Origin of the sequence: Corynebacterium pygosceleis, from assembly GCF_016595275.2 — a bacterium.
Classification (GTDB): domain Bacteria; phylum Actinomycetota; class Actinomycetes; order Mycobacteriales; family Mycobacteriaceae; genus Corynebacterium; species Corynebacterium pygosceleis.
Genome location: NZ_JAENIQ020000003.1, coordinates 342,206 through 361,143 on the forward strand (window position 1 = coordinate 342,206; position 18,938 = coordinate 361,143).

16 protein-coding genes and 1 riboswitch are annotated in these 18,938 nt (G+C 67.1%); of the genes, 14 read left to right on the top strand and 2 right to left on the bottom strand.

All coding sequences use genetic code 11. The features are described from left to right. Positions 1-129 precede the first annotated feature (129 nt). On the top strand, positions 130-429 hold the full coding sequence (gene gatC / locus JIM94_RS08045; protein WP_200251646.1) for an Asp-tRNA(Asn)/Glu-tRNA(Gln) amidotransferase subunit GatC: 300 nt from the start codon (positions 130-132) through the stop codon (positions 427-429). Then, complete coding sequence (gatA, locus tag JIM94_RS08050; RefSeq protein ID WP_200251648.1) at positions 430-1,923, top strand: Asp-tRNA(Asn)/Glu-tRNA(Gln) amidotransferase subunit GatA; 1,494 nt, start codon at positions 430-432, stop codon at positions 1,921-1,923. Between the two features lie 87 nt (positions 1,924-2,010). On the opposite strand, the gene JIM94_RS08055 is transcribed toward gatA, so the two are convergent. Next, entirely contained in the window at positions 2,011-2,331 is a 321-nt protein-coding gene (locus JIM94_RS08055; RefSeq protein ID WP_200251650.1) for a hypothetical protein, read from the bottom strand. 87 nt (positions 2,332-2,418) lie between these two features. Continuing rightward, positions 2,419-2,641, top strand: a riboswitch (cobalamin riboswitch). A 113-nt stretch (positions 2,642-2,754) separates the two neighbouring features. Here JIM94_RS08055 and JIM94_RS08060 point away from each other — a divergent pair. From JIM94_RS08060 to JIM94_RS08110, 11 genes are all read left to right on the top strand, one after another. Next, positions 2,755-3,792 (top strand): iron chelate uptake ABC transporter family permease subunit, encoded by a 1,038-nt coding sequence (locus JIM94_RS08060; RefSeq protein WP_200251660.1) that lies wholly within the window; start codon positions 2,755-2,757, stop codon positions 3,790-3,792. Next, on the top strand, positions 3,792-4,559 hold the full coding sequence (locus JIM94_RS08065) for an ABC transporter ATP-binding protein (protein ID WP_200251663.1): 768 nt from the start codon (positions 3,792-3,794) through the stop codon (positions 4,557-4,559). Before JIM94_RS08060 ends, JIM94_RS08065 begins: the two co-directional genes overlap by 1 nt. A gap of 40 nt (positions 4,560-4,599) precedes the next feature. Beyond that, positions 4,600-5,718 (top strand): ABC transporter substrate-binding protein, encoded by a 1,119-nt coding sequence (locus JIM94_RS08070; RefSeq protein WP_200251666.1) that lies wholly within the window; start codon positions 4,600-4,602, stop codon positions 5,716-5,718. A gap of 57 nt (positions 5,719-5,775) precedes the next feature. Further along, complete coding sequence (locus JIM94_RS08075; protein WP_200251670.1) at positions 5,776-6,534, top strand: MerR family transcriptional regulator; 759 nt, start codon at positions 5,776-5,778, stop codon at positions 6,532-6,534. Positions 6,535-6,615: 81 nt separating this feature from the next. After that, complete coding sequence (locus tag JIM94_RS08080; protein ID WP_234039070.1) at positions 6,616-7,071, top strand: MerR family transcriptional regulator; 456 nt, start codon at positions 6,616-6,618, stop codon at positions 7,069-7,071. Then, the gene (locus tag JIM94_RS08085) at positions 7,068-8,366 is read left to right on the top strand and encodes an MFS transporter (protein ID WP_200251673.1); all 1,299 of its coding nucleotides are present in this window, start codon (positions 7,068-7,070) and stop codon (positions 8,364-8,366) included. Before JIM94_RS08080 ends, JIM94_RS08085 begins: the two co-directional genes overlap by 4 nt. A gap of 9 nt (positions 8,367-8,375) precedes the next feature. Beyond that, complete coding sequence (locus tag JIM94_RS08090; protein ID WP_248086086.1) at positions 8,376-9,794, top strand: DHA2 family efflux MFS transporter permease subunit; 1,419 nt, start codon at positions 8,376-8,378, stop codon at positions 9,792-9,794. A gap of 10 nt (positions 9,795-9,804) precedes the next feature. Continuing rightward, positions 9,805-10,836, top strand: a complete 1,032-nt coding sequence (locus JIM94_RS08095) for a 6-phosphofructokinase (RefSeq protein ID WP_200251676.1) — start codon at positions 9,805-9,807, stop codon at positions 10,834-10,836. A 116-nt stretch (positions 10,837-10,952) separates the two neighbouring features. Then, on the top strand, positions 10,953-11,495 hold the full coding sequence (locus JIM94_RS08100; RefSeq protein WP_200251683.1) for a VanZ family protein: 543 nt from the start codon (positions 10,953-10,955) through the stop codon (positions 11,493-11,495). Between the two features lie 83 nt (positions 11,496-11,578). Next, positions 11,579-13,084 (top strand): Asp-tRNA(Asn)/Glu-tRNA(Gln) amidotransferase subunit GatB, encoded by a 1,506-nt coding sequence (gatB, locus tag JIM94_RS08105; RefSeq protein ID WP_200251686.1) that lies wholly within the window; start codon positions 11,579-11,581, stop codon positions 13,082-13,084. Positions 13,085-13,499: 415 nt separating this feature from the next. Then, a complete protein-coding gene (locus JIM94_RS08110) occupies positions 13,500-14,792 on the top strand; it encodes a YkvI family membrane protein (RefSeq protein WP_200251689.1) in 1,293 nt (430 codons plus the stop codon). 80 nt (positions 14,793-14,872) lie between these two features. Here JIM94_RS08110 and JIM94_RS08115 read toward each other — a convergent pair whose 3' ends face one another. Continuing rightward, positions 14,873-17,335 (bottom strand): polysaccharide lyase 8 family protein, encoded by a 2,463-nt coding sequence (locus JIM94_RS08115; RefSeq protein WP_200251703.1) that lies wholly within the window; start codon positions 17,333-17,335, stop codon positions 14,873-14,875. 412 nt (positions 17,336-17,747) lie between these two features. Here JIM94_RS08115 and mgrA point away from each other — a divergent pair, with 412 nt between their 5' ends. Further along, on the top strand, positions 17,748-18,851 hold the full coding sequence (mgrA, locus tag JIM94_RS08120) for an L-glyceraldehyde 3-phosphate reductase (protein ID WP_200251705.1): 1,104 nt from the start codon (positions 17,748-17,750) through the stop codon (positions 18,849-18,851). Positions 18,852-18,938: the final 87 nt, after the last annotated feature.

An 18,938-nucleotide genomic window follows, 5' to 3' on the forward strand; every position in this document is an offset into this window, starting at 1 on the left:
AAAGTGGTGGAAACACAGACAACGTGACGCACCGACCCCGTCACCCCGTCCGGTCACCGACCGGCGGTGGGGCTGATCCGGGAAGGTGCGTTCCGACGTGACAATGACGCGAAAAGAGGAAGCACAGACGTGTCCCAGATTTCCCGTGAAGAGGTGGCACACCTCGGCAAACTGTCCCGGTTGGCCCTCACAGACGAAGAGCTCGACGCCTTCGTCGAACAGATCGACGACATCATCGCCAACGTCAGTGCGGTCCGGAGCGTCGACGCCTCGGACGTCGAGCCGATGAGCCACCCGCACGCCATCCAGACCCCGATGCGCGAGGACGCCGTTCTGCCGACCCTCTCCGCCGAGCAGGCGCTCGATCAGGCGCCCGCCGTCGAAGAGCAGCGTTTCCGGGTTCCGCACATCCTCGGGGAGGAAGACTAGATGACAACCGATCTGCGCTACACCGCCTCCGGCGATGAACTGACCACACTGTCCGCCGCTGAGCTCGCGGGGAAGATCCACTCCCGTGAGGTCACCTCCGTTGAGGTGACCAGGGCCCATCTCGACCGCATCAGTGCCGTCGACGGTGAGATCCACGCCTTCCTCCACGTCGGTGAGGAGGCGGCCCTGGCCGCCGCCGCCGAGGTGGACCGCGCCCTCGACGCGGGCGAGGAACCGGCGTCCGCACTGGCCGGTGTCCCGCTCGCACTCAAGGACGTCTTCACGACGACCGACGCGCCGACCACCTGCGGTTCTAAGATGCTCGAGGGCTACATGAGCCCCTACGACGCCACGGTCACGGGACGGATCCGTGCCGCGGGCATCCCGATCCTCGGCAAGACCAACATGGACGAGTTCGCCATGGGTTCCTCCACCGAGAACTCCGCCTACGGCCCGACCCGCAACCCCTGGGACCCGGAGCGTACCGCCGGCGGTTCCGGTGGCGGCAGCGCCGCAGCCCTCGCCTCCGGTGAGGCACCGCTCGCCATCGGCACCGACACCGGCGGTTCGATCCGCCAGCCGGCGGCGCTCACCGACACCGTCGGTGTGAAGCCGACCTACGGCACCGTGTCCCGCTACGGGCTCGTGGCCTGTGCGTCCTCCCTGGACCAGGGCGGCCCGACGGCCCGCACCGTCCTCGACACCGCGCTGCTGCACGAGGTCATCGCCGGACACGACCCCTTCGACGCGACCAGTGTCAACCGACCCGTCGCCGATGTCGTCGGTGCCGCCCGCGCCGGTGCCTCCGGGGATCTGAGCGGCGTGCGGATCGGCCTGGTCAAGCAGTTCGACCGCGAGGGCTTCCAGCCCGGTGTCCTCGACTCCTTCCATGCTGCCGTCGAACAGCTGAAGAGCCAGGGGGCGGAGATCGTCGAGGTCGACTGCCCGCACTTCGATGAGGCACTCGGAGCCTACTACCTGATTCTCCCGTGCGAGGTGTCCTCCAACCTCGCCCGTTTCGACGGTATGCGTTACGGCCTCCGTGAGGGCGATGACGGTCAGCGCTCCGCCGAGGAGGTCATGTCGCTGTCCCGCGCCGCAGGATTCGGCCCCGAGGTCAAGCGCAGGATCCTGCTCGGAACCTACGCCCTGTCCGTCGGCTACTACGACGCCTATTATCTGCAGGCGCAGCGGGTGCGCTCGCTCATCGCCCGGGACTTCACCCGCGCCTATGAGCGCTGCGACGTGCTGATCTCCCCGACGACGCCGACCACGGCGTTCAAGCTGGGGGAGAAGGTCTCCGACCCGATGGCGATGTACAACTTCGACCTGTGCACGCTGCCGCTGAATCTCGCCGGTGTGTGCGGCATGTCGCTGCCCTCCGCCACCGCCGCGGACACCGGATTGCCGGTCGGCCTCCAGATCATGGCCCCGGCGTTCGCCGATGACCGGCTCTACCGCGTCGGCGCCGCGTTCGAGGCCGGACGCGGGTAACCTACACCGGCAGACGAAAAGTGGGCCCGCCCGGAGTGTCCGGGGCGGGCCCACTTTTCGTGTCCGCGGGAAATCGGCCGACGGCCCCTAGTCCCGGTCGCTCACGGCGTACGCGGTGGCCGCTGCGGCACCGGTCACCGTGAGAACCGCAGGCCAGGAGCCGATCTTCTTGGCCAGCGGATGTGAGGCGCCGAACGCGCCGACGTAGAGTGCGGTGAGCGCCGCAGCCGTGAGCGGGCCCTTCTTCGCGGTCCAGCTGCGTGCCGCCCAGATACCGGCGGCACCGAGCAGTACCCCTCCGAGTGGGCGGATCCCGGTTTCGCGGGCGGTGAGCCACCCACCGATGAGTCCGGTGGTGACCACCGCCGCTGTGTTGACGTCTTCGGCCTTCTTCAGTGTCATGTCCATGCCCCACACCTTAGAACGTGCGCGCTCGAGCGGGGGCGACGCAAGTGAATCTGCTGCGGTCAGGGGCCACCCCTGTTAGGATTTCGGGGATTCTTCCAGTGAGCCGGTCGGGCGGTGACGCCCGCGATCGAAGAGGGAATCCGGTGTGAATCCGGAACTGGCGCGCAGCGGTGAGAGGGTAGTTCCACGGAACATGACCGACGGTCCCGAAGGGGCGTCGGGGTCACTGGCGGTCCGGACCGCCGGGAAGGCCGGTTCCGTGGGGCCGTGATCCCCGAGTCCGAATACCTGCCGGCTCAGCGAGTCCAGAGGTCCGTGCCGCGCGATCCGGCGGACCCCGATCGCCCGGGTGCTCCGGGTGAGGAGCGTCGTCGTGGGTCTTTCACGCCACACCAGCCGCAGGCGCCCCGGTGAGGGGGCCGTGTGTCCGTACATCTGAAGACGCCGGTTCTTCTCGTCCTCCTGCTCACCGCCGGAGCCGTCAGCTTCGTCATCTCCCTGACCTTCGGGTCCGTCGAGTACAGCCGTGACGAGGTGTGGACCGTGGTCCGCGCGCATCTCGGTGGAGGCGTCGGACCCGATCCGGCCGTCGACGCCGTCGTCTGGCAGCTCCGTGCACCCCGGGGGATCCTCGCCCTGATCGTCGGCGCCGGGCTCGCGGTCTCGGGGGTCGCCATGCAGACCCTCGTGCGCAACCCCCTCGCCGACCCCTACCTGCTGGGTGTGTCCGCGGGTGCGAGCGTCGGGGCCACCGCGGTGATCACCCTCGGGATGTTCAGTTCCTTCGGCGTGTGGGCGCTGTCCGGTGGTGCCCTCGTCGGTGCGCTCGGGGCGACCGCCACGGTGTACGCCGTCACCGTGATCCAGGGCGGCATCACGCCCCTGCGGCTGATCCTCTCCGGCGTGGTGCTGTCGTCGGCGTTCTCCGCGATCGCGAGCTTCCTGGTGTTCCGTTCCCCGGAATCCCGGGCGGCGCAGTCGGTGATGTTCTGGATGCTCGGTTCCGTCGCAGGCGCCCAGTGGAACCGCGTGGTCCTGCCCCTCGGTGTCGTCGTCGTGGGTGTCGTGGTCCTCATGTCGCTGTCCTCCCGGCTCGACGCCCTCGCCGCCGGACCGGACACCGCCGCCGCGCTCGGGGTACGGGTGGGGCTGCTCCGTCAGGCACTGTTCTTCATCCAGGCGCTCCTGGTCGGGGCGATGGTCGCGGTCTCCGGGGGGATCGGTTTCGTCGGCCTCGTGATCCCGCATCTGGCCCGACTCATGGTCGGTTCCCTGCACATCCGGTTGCTGCCCATCGCCGCCGCGACCGGGGCGGTGTTCCTCCTGTGGGTGGACGTGTTGTCCCGGGTCGCGGCCGCACCGCAGGAGATACCGCTCGGCGTCGTCACCGGGATTCTCGGCGCACCACTGTTCCTGCTGCTCATGGGGCGCAACAGGTACCGCTACGAGGGGCACAGCTGATGGCGGGCATGAAGATTCAGGCGCTGGACTGCGGTATCGGGCGGACGACGATCCTGCGGGACGTCACCTGGGCCGCCGAGCCGGGCACCATGACGGCCATCGTCGGAGTCAACGGTGTCGGGAAGTCGACCCTGCTGCGGTGCCTGGCCGGGATCACCCGCCCCCACTCCGGCGAGGTCCACGTCGACGGTAGGGACGTGCACCGCCTGCCGCCCCGGAAACGGGCGAAGCTGGTGACGTTCGTCGGGCAGGAGGAGACCCCGCCCGGGGATCTCACGGTCGGTGAAACGGTCGCCCTCGGCAGGTTGCCGCACCGGCGACCCTGGGAGTTCGGCGGCCGCCGGGAGAACGAGATCGTCCGGAGCGGTCTCGCTCTCGTCGGAATGGAATCCGAGATCGACCGCCCGTGCGACCGACTGTCGGGCGGACAGCGCCGACGGGTCCTGCTCGCCCGGGGACTGGCGCAGGAGACCCCGGTGATCCTGCTCGACGAGCCGACCAACCACCTCGACGTCCACCATCAGCTGCACCTGCTCGAGGTACTCCGTTCGACGGGCCGCACCGTCATCGCCACCGTCCACGACCTCGATCTCGCGATGGTCCACTTCGACAGTGTCATTCTGCTCCACGACGGCGGCGTCCTCGCCGCCGGGCCGTCCGGGCGGGTGCTCACCCCGGACCGGATGCGGACCGCCTTCGACGTCGGGGCCCTCATCGCGGAACCGGATCAGGCGCGCAACCCGCACCTGATCGTCGACACCCTCTGACCGTCCGGACACCACCCACCACCCAACCAAGGAGAACACCATGAAGAACACGACCCGGGCGCTCATCGCCCTGCTGGCCACCTCGACACTGCTCGCCGGATGCTCAGGCGGCGACTCCGGCACGACCGACCCAACCGGCACGACAGCCGGAGACGCGACAACCACTGACACGGCCGGCACCGGGTCCGCGCAGGGGCCGGTGACCGTCGAGAACTGCGGCACCGAGGTCACCTTCGACGCCACCGACAAGCTCTTCGTCAACGACGGCAACATCATCGCCACCGTCCTGTCCGCCGGCGGCCGGGACAGCATCGCCGAGGTCAGTTCCCTCCAGCGCGACCGTGACATCCTCGCCGCCAAGTACGGTGCCGACGTCGTCGACGGGTTGAGGGACGTCTCCGAGAAGTACCCCTCGCTCGAGCAGATCGTCGCCGAACAGCCGGACATCTACGTCGCGGGCTGGAGCTACGGACTGTCCGACGAGAAGAACATCACCCCCGATTCCCTCGCCGACAGGGGAATCGGCACCTACATCCTCACCGAGGCCTGCCGCCAGACCGGCACCACCGCCCGGGGAATCGTCGACCCGTGGACCTCGGTGGAGACCGACCTGGCCAACGTGGGTGAGATCGTGGGCGCGCCCGACACCGCCCGGGCCGTGATCCGGGACCAGAACGAACGCCTGAAGGCACTGGAGGAGGCCCCGCAGCCCGGGAACCGCCCCGTCGTGTTCCTCTTCGACTCCGGCACGGACGCCGTGTTCACCTCCGGGAGTTTCGGCGCACCGGACGCGATCCTCACCGCCGCCGGCGCGGAGAACGCCACCCACGATGTCGAGGACACCTGGGTGCAGGTCGGCTGGGAGAAGCTCGCCGATTCCGCACCCGACGCCTTCGTGTTCGTCGAGTACCCGGGGCAGGAACTGGACGAGAAGATCGAACTCCTGCGCACCAACCCGGTGACCCGTGACCTGCCCGCAGTGAAGGAGAACCGGTTCATCAACCTGCCCTACGCGATGTGGACCGCCGGACCGTTGAACATCGACGCCGCCGAGCACGTCCGAAAGGGCCTGGAGCACCTCGAACTCGTCCCCGCGTCCGACATCGTCCCCGAGCTGAAGCTGCCGGCCTCCGTCCCGGGACAGGAGTACTTCAGCTGACATCGGTGACTCGGCGTCGTTGCGGGTGCCGCAGGGGCAACGCCTAACCTCGGCGTCATGCCCATGACGCTCACCATCCGTGACCTCGCCGCGTTCGCGGAGGTCACCACCCGCACGATCCGGCACTACCACGACATCGGCCTCATGCCGCCCGCCGGTCGGGACGGATCCGGACAGCGCATCTACGTACCGGCGGACGCGGTGCGACTGGTCCGGATCCGGAACCTCCTCGAGGCCGGGTTCAGCCTGAATGACATCCTCGATGTCCTTCCCCCCGGGGCCGGGGAGATCGACCGGGACGTCTACGGGGCGACACGGCGGCGGGTCGGCAGACGTCTCGACGCCGAGGAGAAGGCACTGCGGGCACGGCGGAGAAGACTGGGGGAACTCGCCGACCCCGACCGCATCGGGCTGCCCACCGAAGCCACGGGACTACTCGGGGAATGGCGCAGGATCGGTGTCCGCGATGAACTGATCGCGGCGACCCGGGCGACGTGGACGGTGTGCGCGGTGGTCTTCCCCGACCGGTTCCATGAACGACTCCGCTACGGCGCCGCCGACCTGGCGGACCCGGAGTACCGGCAACTGCTCACAGCGGTCTCCGGCCTGTGGGACGCGGACCCGGACGACCCCGCGGTCGAGCACACCGCCCGCAGACTGGCCGCCTATCTCCGTGCCACGTACGGCCCGGACAGGACGCAGTTCGTGACCCCGGACTCCGCCGTCGTCGACTCCGTGATCGAGTTCTATCCGCCCGCACTCGTGCGGTTCAACCAACTCGTTTACCGGTTGTACGTCGATGATGCGGGACAGTGAACAGGTCGGGCGATCGACTGACGGAACCGTTCCCCCGGATCTCTTGCGGTTGCCCCAACGGAAGCAACTAGCGTCCCAACCATGACGATGCTCACCATCAGCGAAATGGCCGCCTTCGCGGGGGTCTCGGCACGGACGATCCGGTACCACCACGACATCGGGCTCATGCCGCCCCCAGGTCGGGACAGCGCGGGGCGACGGATCTGCGACCCGGCCGACGCCGTACGGCTCGCCCGGGTCAGGTCCCTCGCCGAGGCCGGATTCACCTTGACGGACATCCTCGAGATGCTCCCCGTCGGCGTCACAGAGGTGGACGCCGGGGTCTTCACCCGGGGCCGGACACGGGTCGCCGAGCATCTCGCGGAGGAGGCGACGGTGATCTCCGGCCAGCGCAGGCGGCTCGACGAGGAGGAACTCCCGAGCGGGGAATTCCCCGCATCGGTGGTGCTCGACTCCGCGACCGGGGACATCCCTCCGGCCGTCGTCCGGTTCAACGAACCGGTCGGACAGCTCACGGGCACGGAGGTCGCACGATGACGACCGGCACCCCGGTGCGTCACCGCGCCTCCGCGTGGCTCTACCTCTCCTCCGCCGGGCTCTCGCAGTTCGGCAACTCCATCGCGCTGATCGCCTGGCCGTGGCTGATCCTCGAACGCACCGGGGACCCCGCCGCGGCGGGCACCGTCGTCGCGGTCACCGCGCTCGCCGCACTGGTCGTGTCGTTCATCGGGGGTCAGCTGATCGACACACTGGGGCGCAAACCCATGAGCGTGATCTCCGACGTGATCAGCGGGCTCTCCGTCGTCGCCCTCATCGCCGTCGACGCCTCCCTGGAACTGACACTCGCCTGGTTCATCGGGCTCGCCGTGTTCGGCGCGGTCGGTGACGTGCCGGGAATGGCCGCCAGACAGTCACTGCTCGGCGATGTCTCGGCCACCTCCGGGGTGTCCCGGGACAGACTCGCCGGGATCATGCAGACACTCGTGGGTGTCGCCGCACTGATCGGCCCCGCACTCGGAGGCGCGCTGATGGCGGCGCAGCCGGTGATCACGGTGCTGTGGATCACCGCGGGCTGTTCATTCGCAGCAGCGGCGTCGACCACCGTCGTGCGGGTCACGCACACCGGCGGCTGTGCACGTGACACCGACGCCGGGGTGCCCGACATGGGCATCGTGCGTCAGTGGCGGGAGATCCTCACCCATCCCATCGTGCGCCTGCTGCTCATCATGGAACTGGTGTCCACGATGCTCGTCGTCCCGTATCTGGTGATCCTCCTGCCCGCCCACTACCAGGCCGTCGATGCCCCGGCCGTGATGGGGGCCGTGCTCGCCGCCTACGCCGTCGGCTTTGTCATCGGCGGTGGCCTGGCCACACTGCTCGGCACCCGTCGCAGACGGACACTCTGGGCGGGCACCGTGATTCTGTTCATCCTGGCGTTCCTCTTCCTGGGCGGACTCGGCCGTGATCCGCTGGTGTTCACCGGCATGGTGCTCGCCGGGATCGGAGCCGGTCTCTTCGGGCCACTGCATCTCGTCCTGGTCACCGAGACCGTGCCCGACCGGGTGCGCGGGCGGACACTGTCCCTGTTCACCGCGGCCGGGGGCCTCAGTCAACCGATCGGACTCACCGTGACCGCACCGCTGATCGCCGCCTTCGGCGTCTACCGCACGGCCCTCGGTATCGGGCTCAGTTTCCTCCCCTTCGGCGTCTGGTCCGGGGTCCGGGGTGTCCGTACCGTGCCACCGGCGCGGTCGGAACCCGACCCGGAGCCGACGACCGGGGACGGCCGGGATGCAGCGACAGCGGAGGACGCGGAACAGCCGCCGTCGTAGGATGGGCCGGTGACCGACACCCGACCCGCATCCCCCGTCCTGCCCGAGAAACAGGCCTGGCGTGCACTCGCCGCGCTGTGCATCGGATTCTTCATGATCCTCCTCGACCAGACGGTCGTGGCCGTGGCGACACCCCAGTTCCAGACCGAACTCGGTGCCTCACTCAACGCCGTCGTCTGGGTCACCTCCATCTACCTCATCACCTTCGCTGTCCCGCTGCTCGTCACCGGACGTCTCGGCGACCGGTACGGGCAGCGCAACGTCTACCTCGTCGGCATGGTCATCTTCACCCTCTCCTCGCTGGCCTGCGGGCTCGCGCCGGGGGTCGAGTGGCTGATCGTCGCCCGTGCACTCCAGGGACTCGGGGCGTCGATACTCACCCCGCAGACGATGAGTGTCATCAACCGGATCTTCGCCCGGGAACGACGTGGTGCGGCCATGGGGATCTGGGGTGCCGTCGCCGGTTTCGCCTCACTCGCCGGGCCGTTGCTCGGTGGCCTGATCACCGGGACCCTCGGCTGGCAGTGGATCTTCTTCATCAACATCCCCTTCGGTGTCCTGAGCCTGGTCATGGTGGTGAAATGGGTACCGTCGATGCCCACGGTCACGCGCCGGGTGGACGGACTCAGCGTCCTGCTGTCCCTCCTGGCGGTCTTCGGTGTGGTCTACGCGATGCAGCAGGGGCCGAAGCTGCACTGGCCGACGTGGATCTGGTTCGTGTTCCTCGGCGGGGTGGTGGCCCTGCTGCTGTTCCTCCGTCGGCAGCACACCACAGGGGAGAGAGGTGCGGACCCCCTCGTCCCGCTGGGCATCTTCCACGACCGGAACTTCTCCATCGGGGCGTTCTCCATCGCGACCATGGGCTTCGCCGTCGCCTCGATCGCGCTGCCGATGATGATCTACCTCCAGGACGGTCTCGGGATGAGCGCGGAGAAGGCGGGTCTCATGCTCGTTCCCACCGCCGTGATCTCGGGTGTCCTCTCACCGTTCGTCGGCAGACTCGCCGACCGTGTGCACCCCCGGGTCCTGTCGATGATCGGATTCGGGGCGATGACGGTGGCCGTCGGACTGCTCGCGGCGGTCATGCGCGACGGGGTGTCCGTCTGGTGGATCCTGGTGCCGGTCGTGCTCATGGGTGTCGGGCACGGGTTCATCTGGTCGCCCAATTCGGCGACCACGATGCGGGATCTTCCACCGCAACGACTCGGCGCCGCCTCAGGTGTGTACAACACCACACGGCAGGTCGGATCCGTCATCGGTGCGGCCGCCGTGGGCGCCGCGATGCAGATCGGAGCTGCGAGAACCTCCCTCGGGAACGCCATGGGCAACGCCGTCATCATCACCGCCTGCGTACTGTTCCTTGGTTTTGTGTCCGTTTCCTTCTTCAGATCCTCTTCCGAACGGGCATCCGGCAGCGTGGCGGACTAGGATGGGGGGCATGCGAATTGCGACACTGACCTCCGGCGGCGACTGCCCCGGCCTCAACGCTGTCATCCGCGGAATCGTCCGCACCGCCAGTTCGGATTACGGATCGACCGTCGTCGGTTACCAGGACGGTTGGGTCGGTCTCATGGAGGACCGCCGTGTCCAGCTCTACGACGACGAATCCATCGACCGGATTCTCCTCCGCGGCGGAACGATTCTCGGGACCGGTCGTCTGCACCCGGACCGTTTCAAGAACGGACTGGACCAGATCAAGGCGAATCTCGCCGACGCCGGCATCGACGCGCTCATCCCGATCGGCGGCGAGGGCACGCTCAAGGGTGCGAAGTGGCTCTCCGACAACGGCATTCCGGTCGTCGGCGTCCCGAAGACAATCGACAACGACGTCAACGGCACGGACTACACCTTCGGTTTCGACACCGCCGTCTCCGTGGCGACCGACGCCATCGACCGGCTGCACACCACCGCCGAGTCCCACAACCGTGTCATGATCGTCGAGGTCATGGGCCGTCACGTCGGCTGGATCGCACTGCACGCCGGCATGGCCGGTGGCGCGCACTACATCGTGATCCCCGAGCAGCCCTTCGACATCGCTGAGATCTGCAAGGCCATGGAGCGTCGTTTCCAGATGGGCGAGAAGTACGGCATCGTCGTCGTCGCAGAGGGGGCCATGCCCAAGGAGGGCACCATGGAACTCAAGTCCGGGGGAGTGGACCAGTTCGGTCACGAGATCTTCACCGGAATGGGACAGCAGATCGCCGACGAGATCCAGGCACGCGCCGGGCACGACGTCCGTACCACGGTCCTCGGCCACATCCAGCGCGGCGGCACCCCGACCGCCTACGACCGGGTCCTGGCGACCCGTTACGGTGTGCACGCCGCACGGGCCTGCCACACCGGGGACTTCGGGAAGGTCGTCGCCCTCAAGGGGGAGCACATCAACCTCATCGGTCTCGAGGAGGCCGTCGGACAGCTCAAGAGCGTGCCCGAGGGCCGCTACCGGACCGCACAGGCGTTGTTCGGCTGACCCCCACCGCGCCACACGAGCCGGTCACCACCCCGGAAGAACCGACGGTTCTTCCGGGGTGGTCCTCTTTGACGTCCACAGGGAGCACCCAGGTACGGCGTCTACACTGTGAGCGCATGCGTACCGTGACACCTCCAGAGAGTTCGCCGGTCGAACGTCGTCACATCGTTGTCGCGCTGGTGCTCAACATCGCCGTCATCACGGCACTGACCCTGTTCAAGTTCATCTTCGTCATCGCCGGTCTCTGGTCGACCGCGGCACATCGGACCAGGGACATCCGTCTGATCCCCTTCGGTGAGTTGTCCACGGCCCACGTCTGGTACGGCCCGCCCCTCAACATCATGGGCAACATCGCCCTGTTCCTCCCCTTCGGGGCCCTGGTCTGTCTCCTGTACCGGAACCACGGAGACCGGATACGCCGGACGGCGCTGACGGGGCTCGGTGTCAGTCTGCTCATCGAGACCCTCCAGTTCGTCTTCGCGGTCGGCTACTCGGACATCGACGATCTCATGCTCAACACCGCCGGTGCCGCCGTCGGCGCGTGGTTCGCGGACCGCAACAGTCCCCACAGGGAGGGCCTCATCATCGGTGTCTCCGTGGTGTTCGTGCTCGTCATCTTCCTTCTGCTGGCCCTCGGTCCGAGACACGCACGTGTCTGACCGTCACCCGGATCCCACCGTCGTCCGGGCGAGTCGGGGAGTGGACGCGCGGTACCGGACCGGGAGCCGTTAGACTGTCGGACATGACTGCTCCGGTAAATGATCTGATGGATTTCGATGAGGTACTCACGCGCTTCGACCCGGTGATGGGGCTCGAGGTGCACGTCGAGCTGGCGACCGAGACGAAGATGTTCTCGGCGTCCTCCGCGAACTTCGGTTCCGCACCGAACTCGAACGTCGACCCCGTCAGCCTCGGGCTCCCGGGGGCGCTGCCCGTCGTCAACGCGAAGGGCGTCGAGTGGGCGATCAAGATCGGTCTCGCACTGAACTGCTCCATCGCGGAATCCTCGCGCTTCGCCCGGAAGAACTACTTCTACCCGGACCAGCCGAAGAACTACCAGATCTCCCAGTACGACGAACCCATCGCGTACGACGGGTACCTCGACGTCGTCCTCGACGACGGGACCACGTGGCGCGTCGAGATCGAGCGCGCCCACATGGAGGAGGACACCGGCAAGCTCACCCACCTCGGTGGCTCGGAGGGACGCATCCAGGGCGCCACGTCGTCCCTGGTGGACTGCAACCGGGCCGGTGTTCCGCTCATCGAGATCGTGACCAAGCCGATCGAGGGGGCCGGTGAACGCGCTCCGGAGGTCGCCCGCGCCTACGTCAGTGCACTCCGGGACCTGGTCAAGGCTCTCGGTGTGTCGGACGCCCGCATGGATCAGGGCTCGATGCGCGTCGACTCGAATCTCTCCCTCCGGCCCGTCGGTCAGACCGAGTTCGGCACCCGCACCGAGACCAAGAACATCAACTCCCTGAAATCCGTCGAACAGGCCGTGCGCTACGAGATGCAGCGTCAGGCACGCGTCATCACCGACGGTGGCTCCATCCGCCAGGAGACCCGGCACTACCACGAGACGGACGGCTCCACGACGGCCGGACGCATCAAGGAGACCGCCGAGGAGTACCGCTACTTCAATGACCCGGACCTTCCGCCGGTCATCGCCCCCCGCGAGTGGGTCGAGGAGATCCGGGCGACCCTTCCGGAGCTGCCCTGGGTGCGCAAGGCCCGGATCCGGGAGGAGTGGAATCTCTCCGACGCCGAGATGCGTGATCTCGTCAACGCCGGGGCCCTGGATCTCATCATCTCCACCGTGGAGGAGGGGGCGACCCCCGCCGAGGCACGGTCCTGGTGGGTCTCCTACCTCACGCAGAAGGCCAACGAGTCCGGGGTCGAACTGGAACAGCTCACCATCACCCCGGCGCAGGTCGCCCACGTCGCAGCACTGGTCAAGGAAGGGAAGTTGACCAATAAGCTCGCCCGGCAGGCGGTCGACGGTGTTCTCGCGGGTGAGGGGGACGTCGACGAGGTCGTCGCCGCCCGTGGCCTGGAGGTCGTCCGCGACGACGGAGCCATCGAGAAGGCCGTCGACGAGGCGCTCGCCGCCAACCCGGACATCGTGGAGAAGATCCGGGGCGGCAACGCCAAGGCCGGCGGTGCCATCGTCGGTGCCGTCATGAAGGCCACCCGGGGCAAAGCCGATCCCGCCCTGGTGAACAAGCTCATCGCGGAGAAGTGCCGCTGACACCCGCGCGGTGACCGGATCGCGGGGACGGGGGGACGGAAAAACCGTCCCCCCGTCCCCGTCTTTTGCCGGTGTCTCCCGGATCCTCCGCGTGAACCGTTTCGATCCACCCCGGACATTCCCCGGACGGAGGCGAACCCCTCCGTTCCCCTGATACGGGTGAGCGGTCCCGGGACGCCACGGGAGCGTGCCGCCCAGGTCCTCCAGGGACGGATTCAGGTGGTTCTTGCAGTGGGAATGCGGCCCGGCCGGGTCCGCCGGACAGGAGCGCCACGCGAATGAATCCGTGAGACAGATCAGATCAATGCAGGCAATCGGCCCGGACATCGTTAGAATCTCCTCTGGCGATCCCCGGAGCGGGGACCCGCCACCCGAATACAGTGTTCGACGATTCTCCGGAGAGGGAGACACCCACATGTTGAAACGAGTAATGGCAATCGCGATGGCCTTCGTCGGCCTGAGCGTCGGCGCCGGATTCGCATCCGGTCAGGAGGTGCTCCAGTTCTTCGTCGTCTTCGGCCACGCCGGTCTCTGGGGTGCCGTCACCGTCGCGCTCATGATGTGCGTCGTCGGCCTCGTCATCCTGCAACTCGGCAGCTACTACCAGGCCACCGAACACACCGCCGTGTTCGACCAGGTGGCGCACCCGGTCGCCGCGAAGTTCCTCGACGGCTCCGTGATGCTGACCATCTTCTCACTGGGCATGGTCATGTTCGCCGGTGCGGGTGCGAACCTCAACCAGCAGTTCGGCCTCCCCGTGTGGGTCGGGGCCGTCATCCTTCTCGTACTCGTCCTGGTGCTCGGTCGACTCGACGTTGACAAGGTGAGCAACATCATCGGGGCGATCACCCCGGGCATCATTCTCTTCATCATCATCGCCGCGCTCTACGCCTTCGCGACAGCCCCCGATGACTGGTCACACCTCGAGGCCTCCGCCTCGACGATCTACACCACCCTGCCGAACGTCTGGGTCGCCTCCCTGAACTACCTCGGCTTCTCCCTGATCGTCGTCGTCTCCATGTCGATCGTCATCGGCGGTTACTACCTCAACGCCCGTATCGCGGGTGTCGGCGGGCTCCTCGGTGGCGGAATCTTCGGGCTGATGCTGTGCCTCGTCGCCTCCTCGCTGTTCCTCAAGGTGGACATGCTCAAGGACGACGCGATGCCGATGCTGACCCTCGTGGGCCTCATGCACCCGGTCATGGGCACACTGATGTCGGTGGCGATCTACGGCATGATCTTCAACTCCGCGCTGGGCATGTTCTACGCCCTGACCCGTCGCCTGACGGTGAACAAGCCGCAGAACTTCAACTCCACGTTCGTCGTCGCGGTGCTCGTCGGTTTCGCCCTCAGCTTCTTCGGGTTCCAGACCCTGGTCACCTACCTGTACCCGTTGCTCGGTTATGTCGGTGTCGCCCTGATGTTCGTCCTGGTGTACGCCTGGGTGCGCGATCGCGGCATGATCGTCAACGAGGTCAAGCGGCGTCAGCGTATCCGTGAGCTCGTCACCCGTAAGCTCGACCCCAAGCGGAAGTTCACGGCGGGCCACCAGCGTGAACTGACCCGCCGTCTGAAGGCCTCGAACATCGACGAGGAGGAGATGGCCGCGACCGTCCGGGAGAAGGTCGCACGTCAGCTCGACGAGGATGAATCGGTCGACTTCTCCATCGACGAAAACTCCGGGGACGGTTCACCCCGCGTGAGGTGACGCATGTCCGGGCCGAGGCCCCGCTCCCCGTGACAGACGGGAAGCGGGGCCTCGGTGGTGTCGGGCCGTCCGGCGTGTCACTAGGACGAGAAGAAGGAGCTGCCGCCGGTGACGCTCCCGAAACTCAGGCCCCCGGTGGACGACTCGCCGCTAGGTGGCGGCGTCGTCCCCCTCCTACGGAGGACGACCGTACGGGAGGCACCTTCGCGGCCGGCGGTGTCGACGACGAGGGTGGTGGCGGTGGGGGTCGCCGTCACACTGACGCCTTCGCCGGTGGAAACCGGCCATTCACCGGGCACCGTGATCGTCACGTTCGCCGCTTCCTGGGTGGGGTCCGCCGCTGTGACGGTCACCGTGTCTGTGCCGTACTCGGCGAGAACGATCGAAGGCTGCCCGAACTCCCAGTTCGCGTAGGTCCCCGGTTCCCAGACCGCGAAGCCGGTGGTCGAACCGACCTGGACGACCTGTGCGCTCCGGTCGTTCCGCTCGATTTTCGCGGCGGCGGCGGGGCCGCTCAGCGCCTCCGCGATCCGGCGGGTCTCCCCGGCGCTGGCACGGGGGAGCAGGATCCATCCGCCCGCGTTCTCGGACTCACCGACATGGTCGAACTGGATGGTCGCCCAGGTACGGGTGACGGGTTCGTCGGCCCCCGGGTACCCGGTGCGGAACGGGTTGACGTTCAACCACGTGTTGGTGCGTTCGGTGACGCTCGCCCGGACCGTTCCCGGGGTGAGGAAGACGTAGCCGGCGACACCGTCCAGGTGCGCCCAGGTCGGATTCGTGACGGTTGATTCCCCGGTGACCCGGTTACCGTCGACGGTGAGCACCGGATCGCCGTTCTCGCCCATGTTGCGGTGCTCGACGACCGTCATCGCCGGGCTGTCGGGTGCGGTGACACCACCGACCAGCTCCACGACGGAATCGGGTGTTCCGAACCAGAGTCGTCGGGCTTCGAGGCCATTGAGATCGGGCCCGATCAGGTGCATACCGGCGAGACTGAGCGGACCACTGGTCAATCCACCCGTCCATTCGTTCTGCGGGGTGTCGACACCCCAGGAGTCGCCGACGCCCCGTTCGAGTTCCCGGTGGTCGACCGTCGTCCCGGTCGGTGCCGAATAGTCGACGGTGCACCAGAAACCGTCCTCGTACTGGCCCATGTTCTCCGGGAGCATGAGATAGCGCATGCCGCTGCCGGTACGGGAACCGAGTTCGTTCTCCCGATTGCCGTACTCGTACCAGGAGATCCGCTTCGAACACATCGACACCGCGACGGTCCAGTCCGCACTGCGGTGGACGAGTCTGTCCATCGACGTGAACATCTTCGGTTCGGAGAGTGCTGGTGCCGCGGGGAAACTCATCGCACGGTTCACGAGTGCGAGCTGCGACATGCTGCCCGTGTCCGTGAAATCGTTGTAGGTGTTTCGGTGCAGCCACCCGGAGCAGAGTCCGCGCCAGCGCTCCGCGTACTCGGCGGGTGCGCGCTCCGCGAGACGGATGATCGAGGTCAGAATGGATATGCCGTGGGATGACCCGGGCTCGATCTTGCGGGAGATGGATCGACCACGGACCCCGTCGATGGCCTGTCCCTCCACGATGATCGGGATGTAGGCCTGGTCCACGAGGTAGTAGACACGTTGCTTCCCTTCCTCGCTGATGTCGAATGTGGTGCCGGCGACCAGATCGAACATGAGGGAGAGCCCCGAGATGAGCACGTTGCCGTATGCACCGGTGTACGGGATGTGGGTGTGCTGGACGAAGGAACCGTCCCGGTAGAAACCGTCTCCGGTCTCGACGTACCGCCAGGTGTCGGACAGGCCGTTGAGGGCATCGCGGAGTCGCGTCTCGTCCTCCGCCGCGATCGCGGCGCATGCCACCGCACGGCAGAGATCCAGTCGGTTGGCACCGGTGGACGTCTTGCGTGACGCCCCCTTGTTGATCTCCTGTTCGGTCGGGTCCGGAATGAAGTGGGCGATTCCCGCGGCGGCCTTCGCCATGGTGTCGGCGGGGATTTCGTCCCCCAGCAGACACATGACGTCGCCGACGGCACGGGCCGCACCGGACTCCCAGTCCCACCAGTTCCCGTACTCGAACTGGCCCGGGTTGTAACGCAGGTCCAGGAACCTGTCCAGTGCGGTGACCGCCGCCTCGAGTACCTCCGGGCTCTTGTGGTGCCGGGAACCCGGGATCGACCAGCCGTTGGCGAGTGTGAGGATGCTGCGCGCCGTGGAGGTGATGTCGGGGGCTTTCTCGTCCGCGAGGTTTTTGCTCCTGAACACTGTTGTCTCGGCCTCCGGTCCGGTGGCCAGATCATCGAGTGCCCGGTCAACGGACCGGTCCAGTGACGCGAGGAGGGGAGTGAACGCGGCGTCGGAGGGATCGAAGAGATGTCGCGAGGTGATGATGTCGATCCAGCGTTCGCGTAACTCGCGGAAGAGGGGTGCGGGGATCTCCGCTGCGGCAGCCTCCCGGAACACGCTCCCCAGAGCGGCGATCACGCCGGCTGTGGCGGACGCCTTCAGGAATGTTCGGCGGTTCAGATTCATAGATGCTCCTTGGTGATCCATGTGCCGTGCCACGACGGTGCTGTTGTTTCCGTCATGACGACACGTCACGGGCCGGGATCCGGAATCGTCCGGTCCGGTTTTCTCATGCCCGGGGACGGGCCCCTGGTAACACCACCATAAGTTGTGACGAGGTCTGTCTAACGGTGTTACATGCAATGTCGGTCACATGCGGTCGGTGTTGTCGGGGTCCCGGTTCCGCTGTCCGTGTGTTTCACCGGTTCCGTCACCCCCGTTCAGTCGTGAAGTCGGTGGTCGGTGTCCGCGGGAGGTTATCGCCCGGTCGATCCCGGTGATCCGTGTGTGGCGGAATCGACACCCAACGGACACCGGGGAGGGGACGCGTCGGGATCGGACGTCGACAAGTGAATCTCCCCGGGGCAGACTGGTGGGCATGCCCTTCAATCCGGACCCCCAGCCCACCTATCAGCCCGACCCGCAGCGATACCATGACGGCGTGCCCTACCGGACCGTCGGACACTCCGGTCTGAAGCTGCCCGTGGTCTCCCTCGGGATGTGGCACAACTTCGGTGACGACAAGCCGATGGAGACCCAGCGGTCCATCATCCGGCGCGCGTTCGACCGTGGCGTCACCCACTTCGATCTGGCCAACAACTACGGCCCACCCAACGGTTCCGCCGAGATTAACTTCGGTCGAATCCTCGACGAGGACTTCCGGGGACTGCGCGACGAGATGATCATCTCGTCGAAGGCGGGCTGGGACATGTGGCCCGGGCCCTACGGTTTCGGTGGGTCACGCAAGTACCTGACGGCCTCCCTGGACCAGTCGCTCCGGCGCATGGGGCTCGATTACGTCGACATCTTCTACCATCACCGACCCGATCCGGAGACCCCGCTGGAGGAGACGATGTACGCGCTGCGGGACATCGTCTCCAGCGGAAAGGCGCTCTACGTCGGTGTCTCCAGCTACGGGCCCGAGCTGCTCACGGAAGCCGCCGAGATGATGGCGGAGGAGGGGTGTCCGCTGCTGATCAACCAGCCCAGCTACTCCATCGTCAACCGTTGGGTGGAGGAGCCCGGTGACGACGGTGACACGCTGCTCGAGGCCGCCGCCGACAACGGTGTCGGCACCATCGCCTTCTCCCCGCTGGCCCAGGGGCTGCTGACCGACCGTTACCTGGACGGCGTTCCGGAGGACTCCCGGGCGGCGGCCCGCAAGTCCCTGTCGGGTGACATGCTCAGTGAGGAGAACATCGAAATGATGCGGAGCCTGAACGACATCGCCCGTGAACGCGGCCAGACCCTTGCCCAGATGGCGGTGTCCTGGGTTCTGCGGGACCAGGGCCGGTACGGGGAACAGACGGTGACCTCCGCGCTCGTCGGCGCCTCCTCGGTCGAACAACTCGACCAGAACATCGATGCGGCGCAGAATCTGTCGTTCACGGACGCGGAGCTGTCGGCGATCGACGAGATCGCCTCCGACGCCGGGATCAACATCTGGGCCCAGGCGACGAAGTCGAAGACCCGGGAGAAGTAGCCGACCGGGTACCGGAACACGGAAAACCCCGTCCCGTCGCTGCACGGGCCGGGGTTTTCGTTCACCGTCGCCACGGTGTCGGACGGT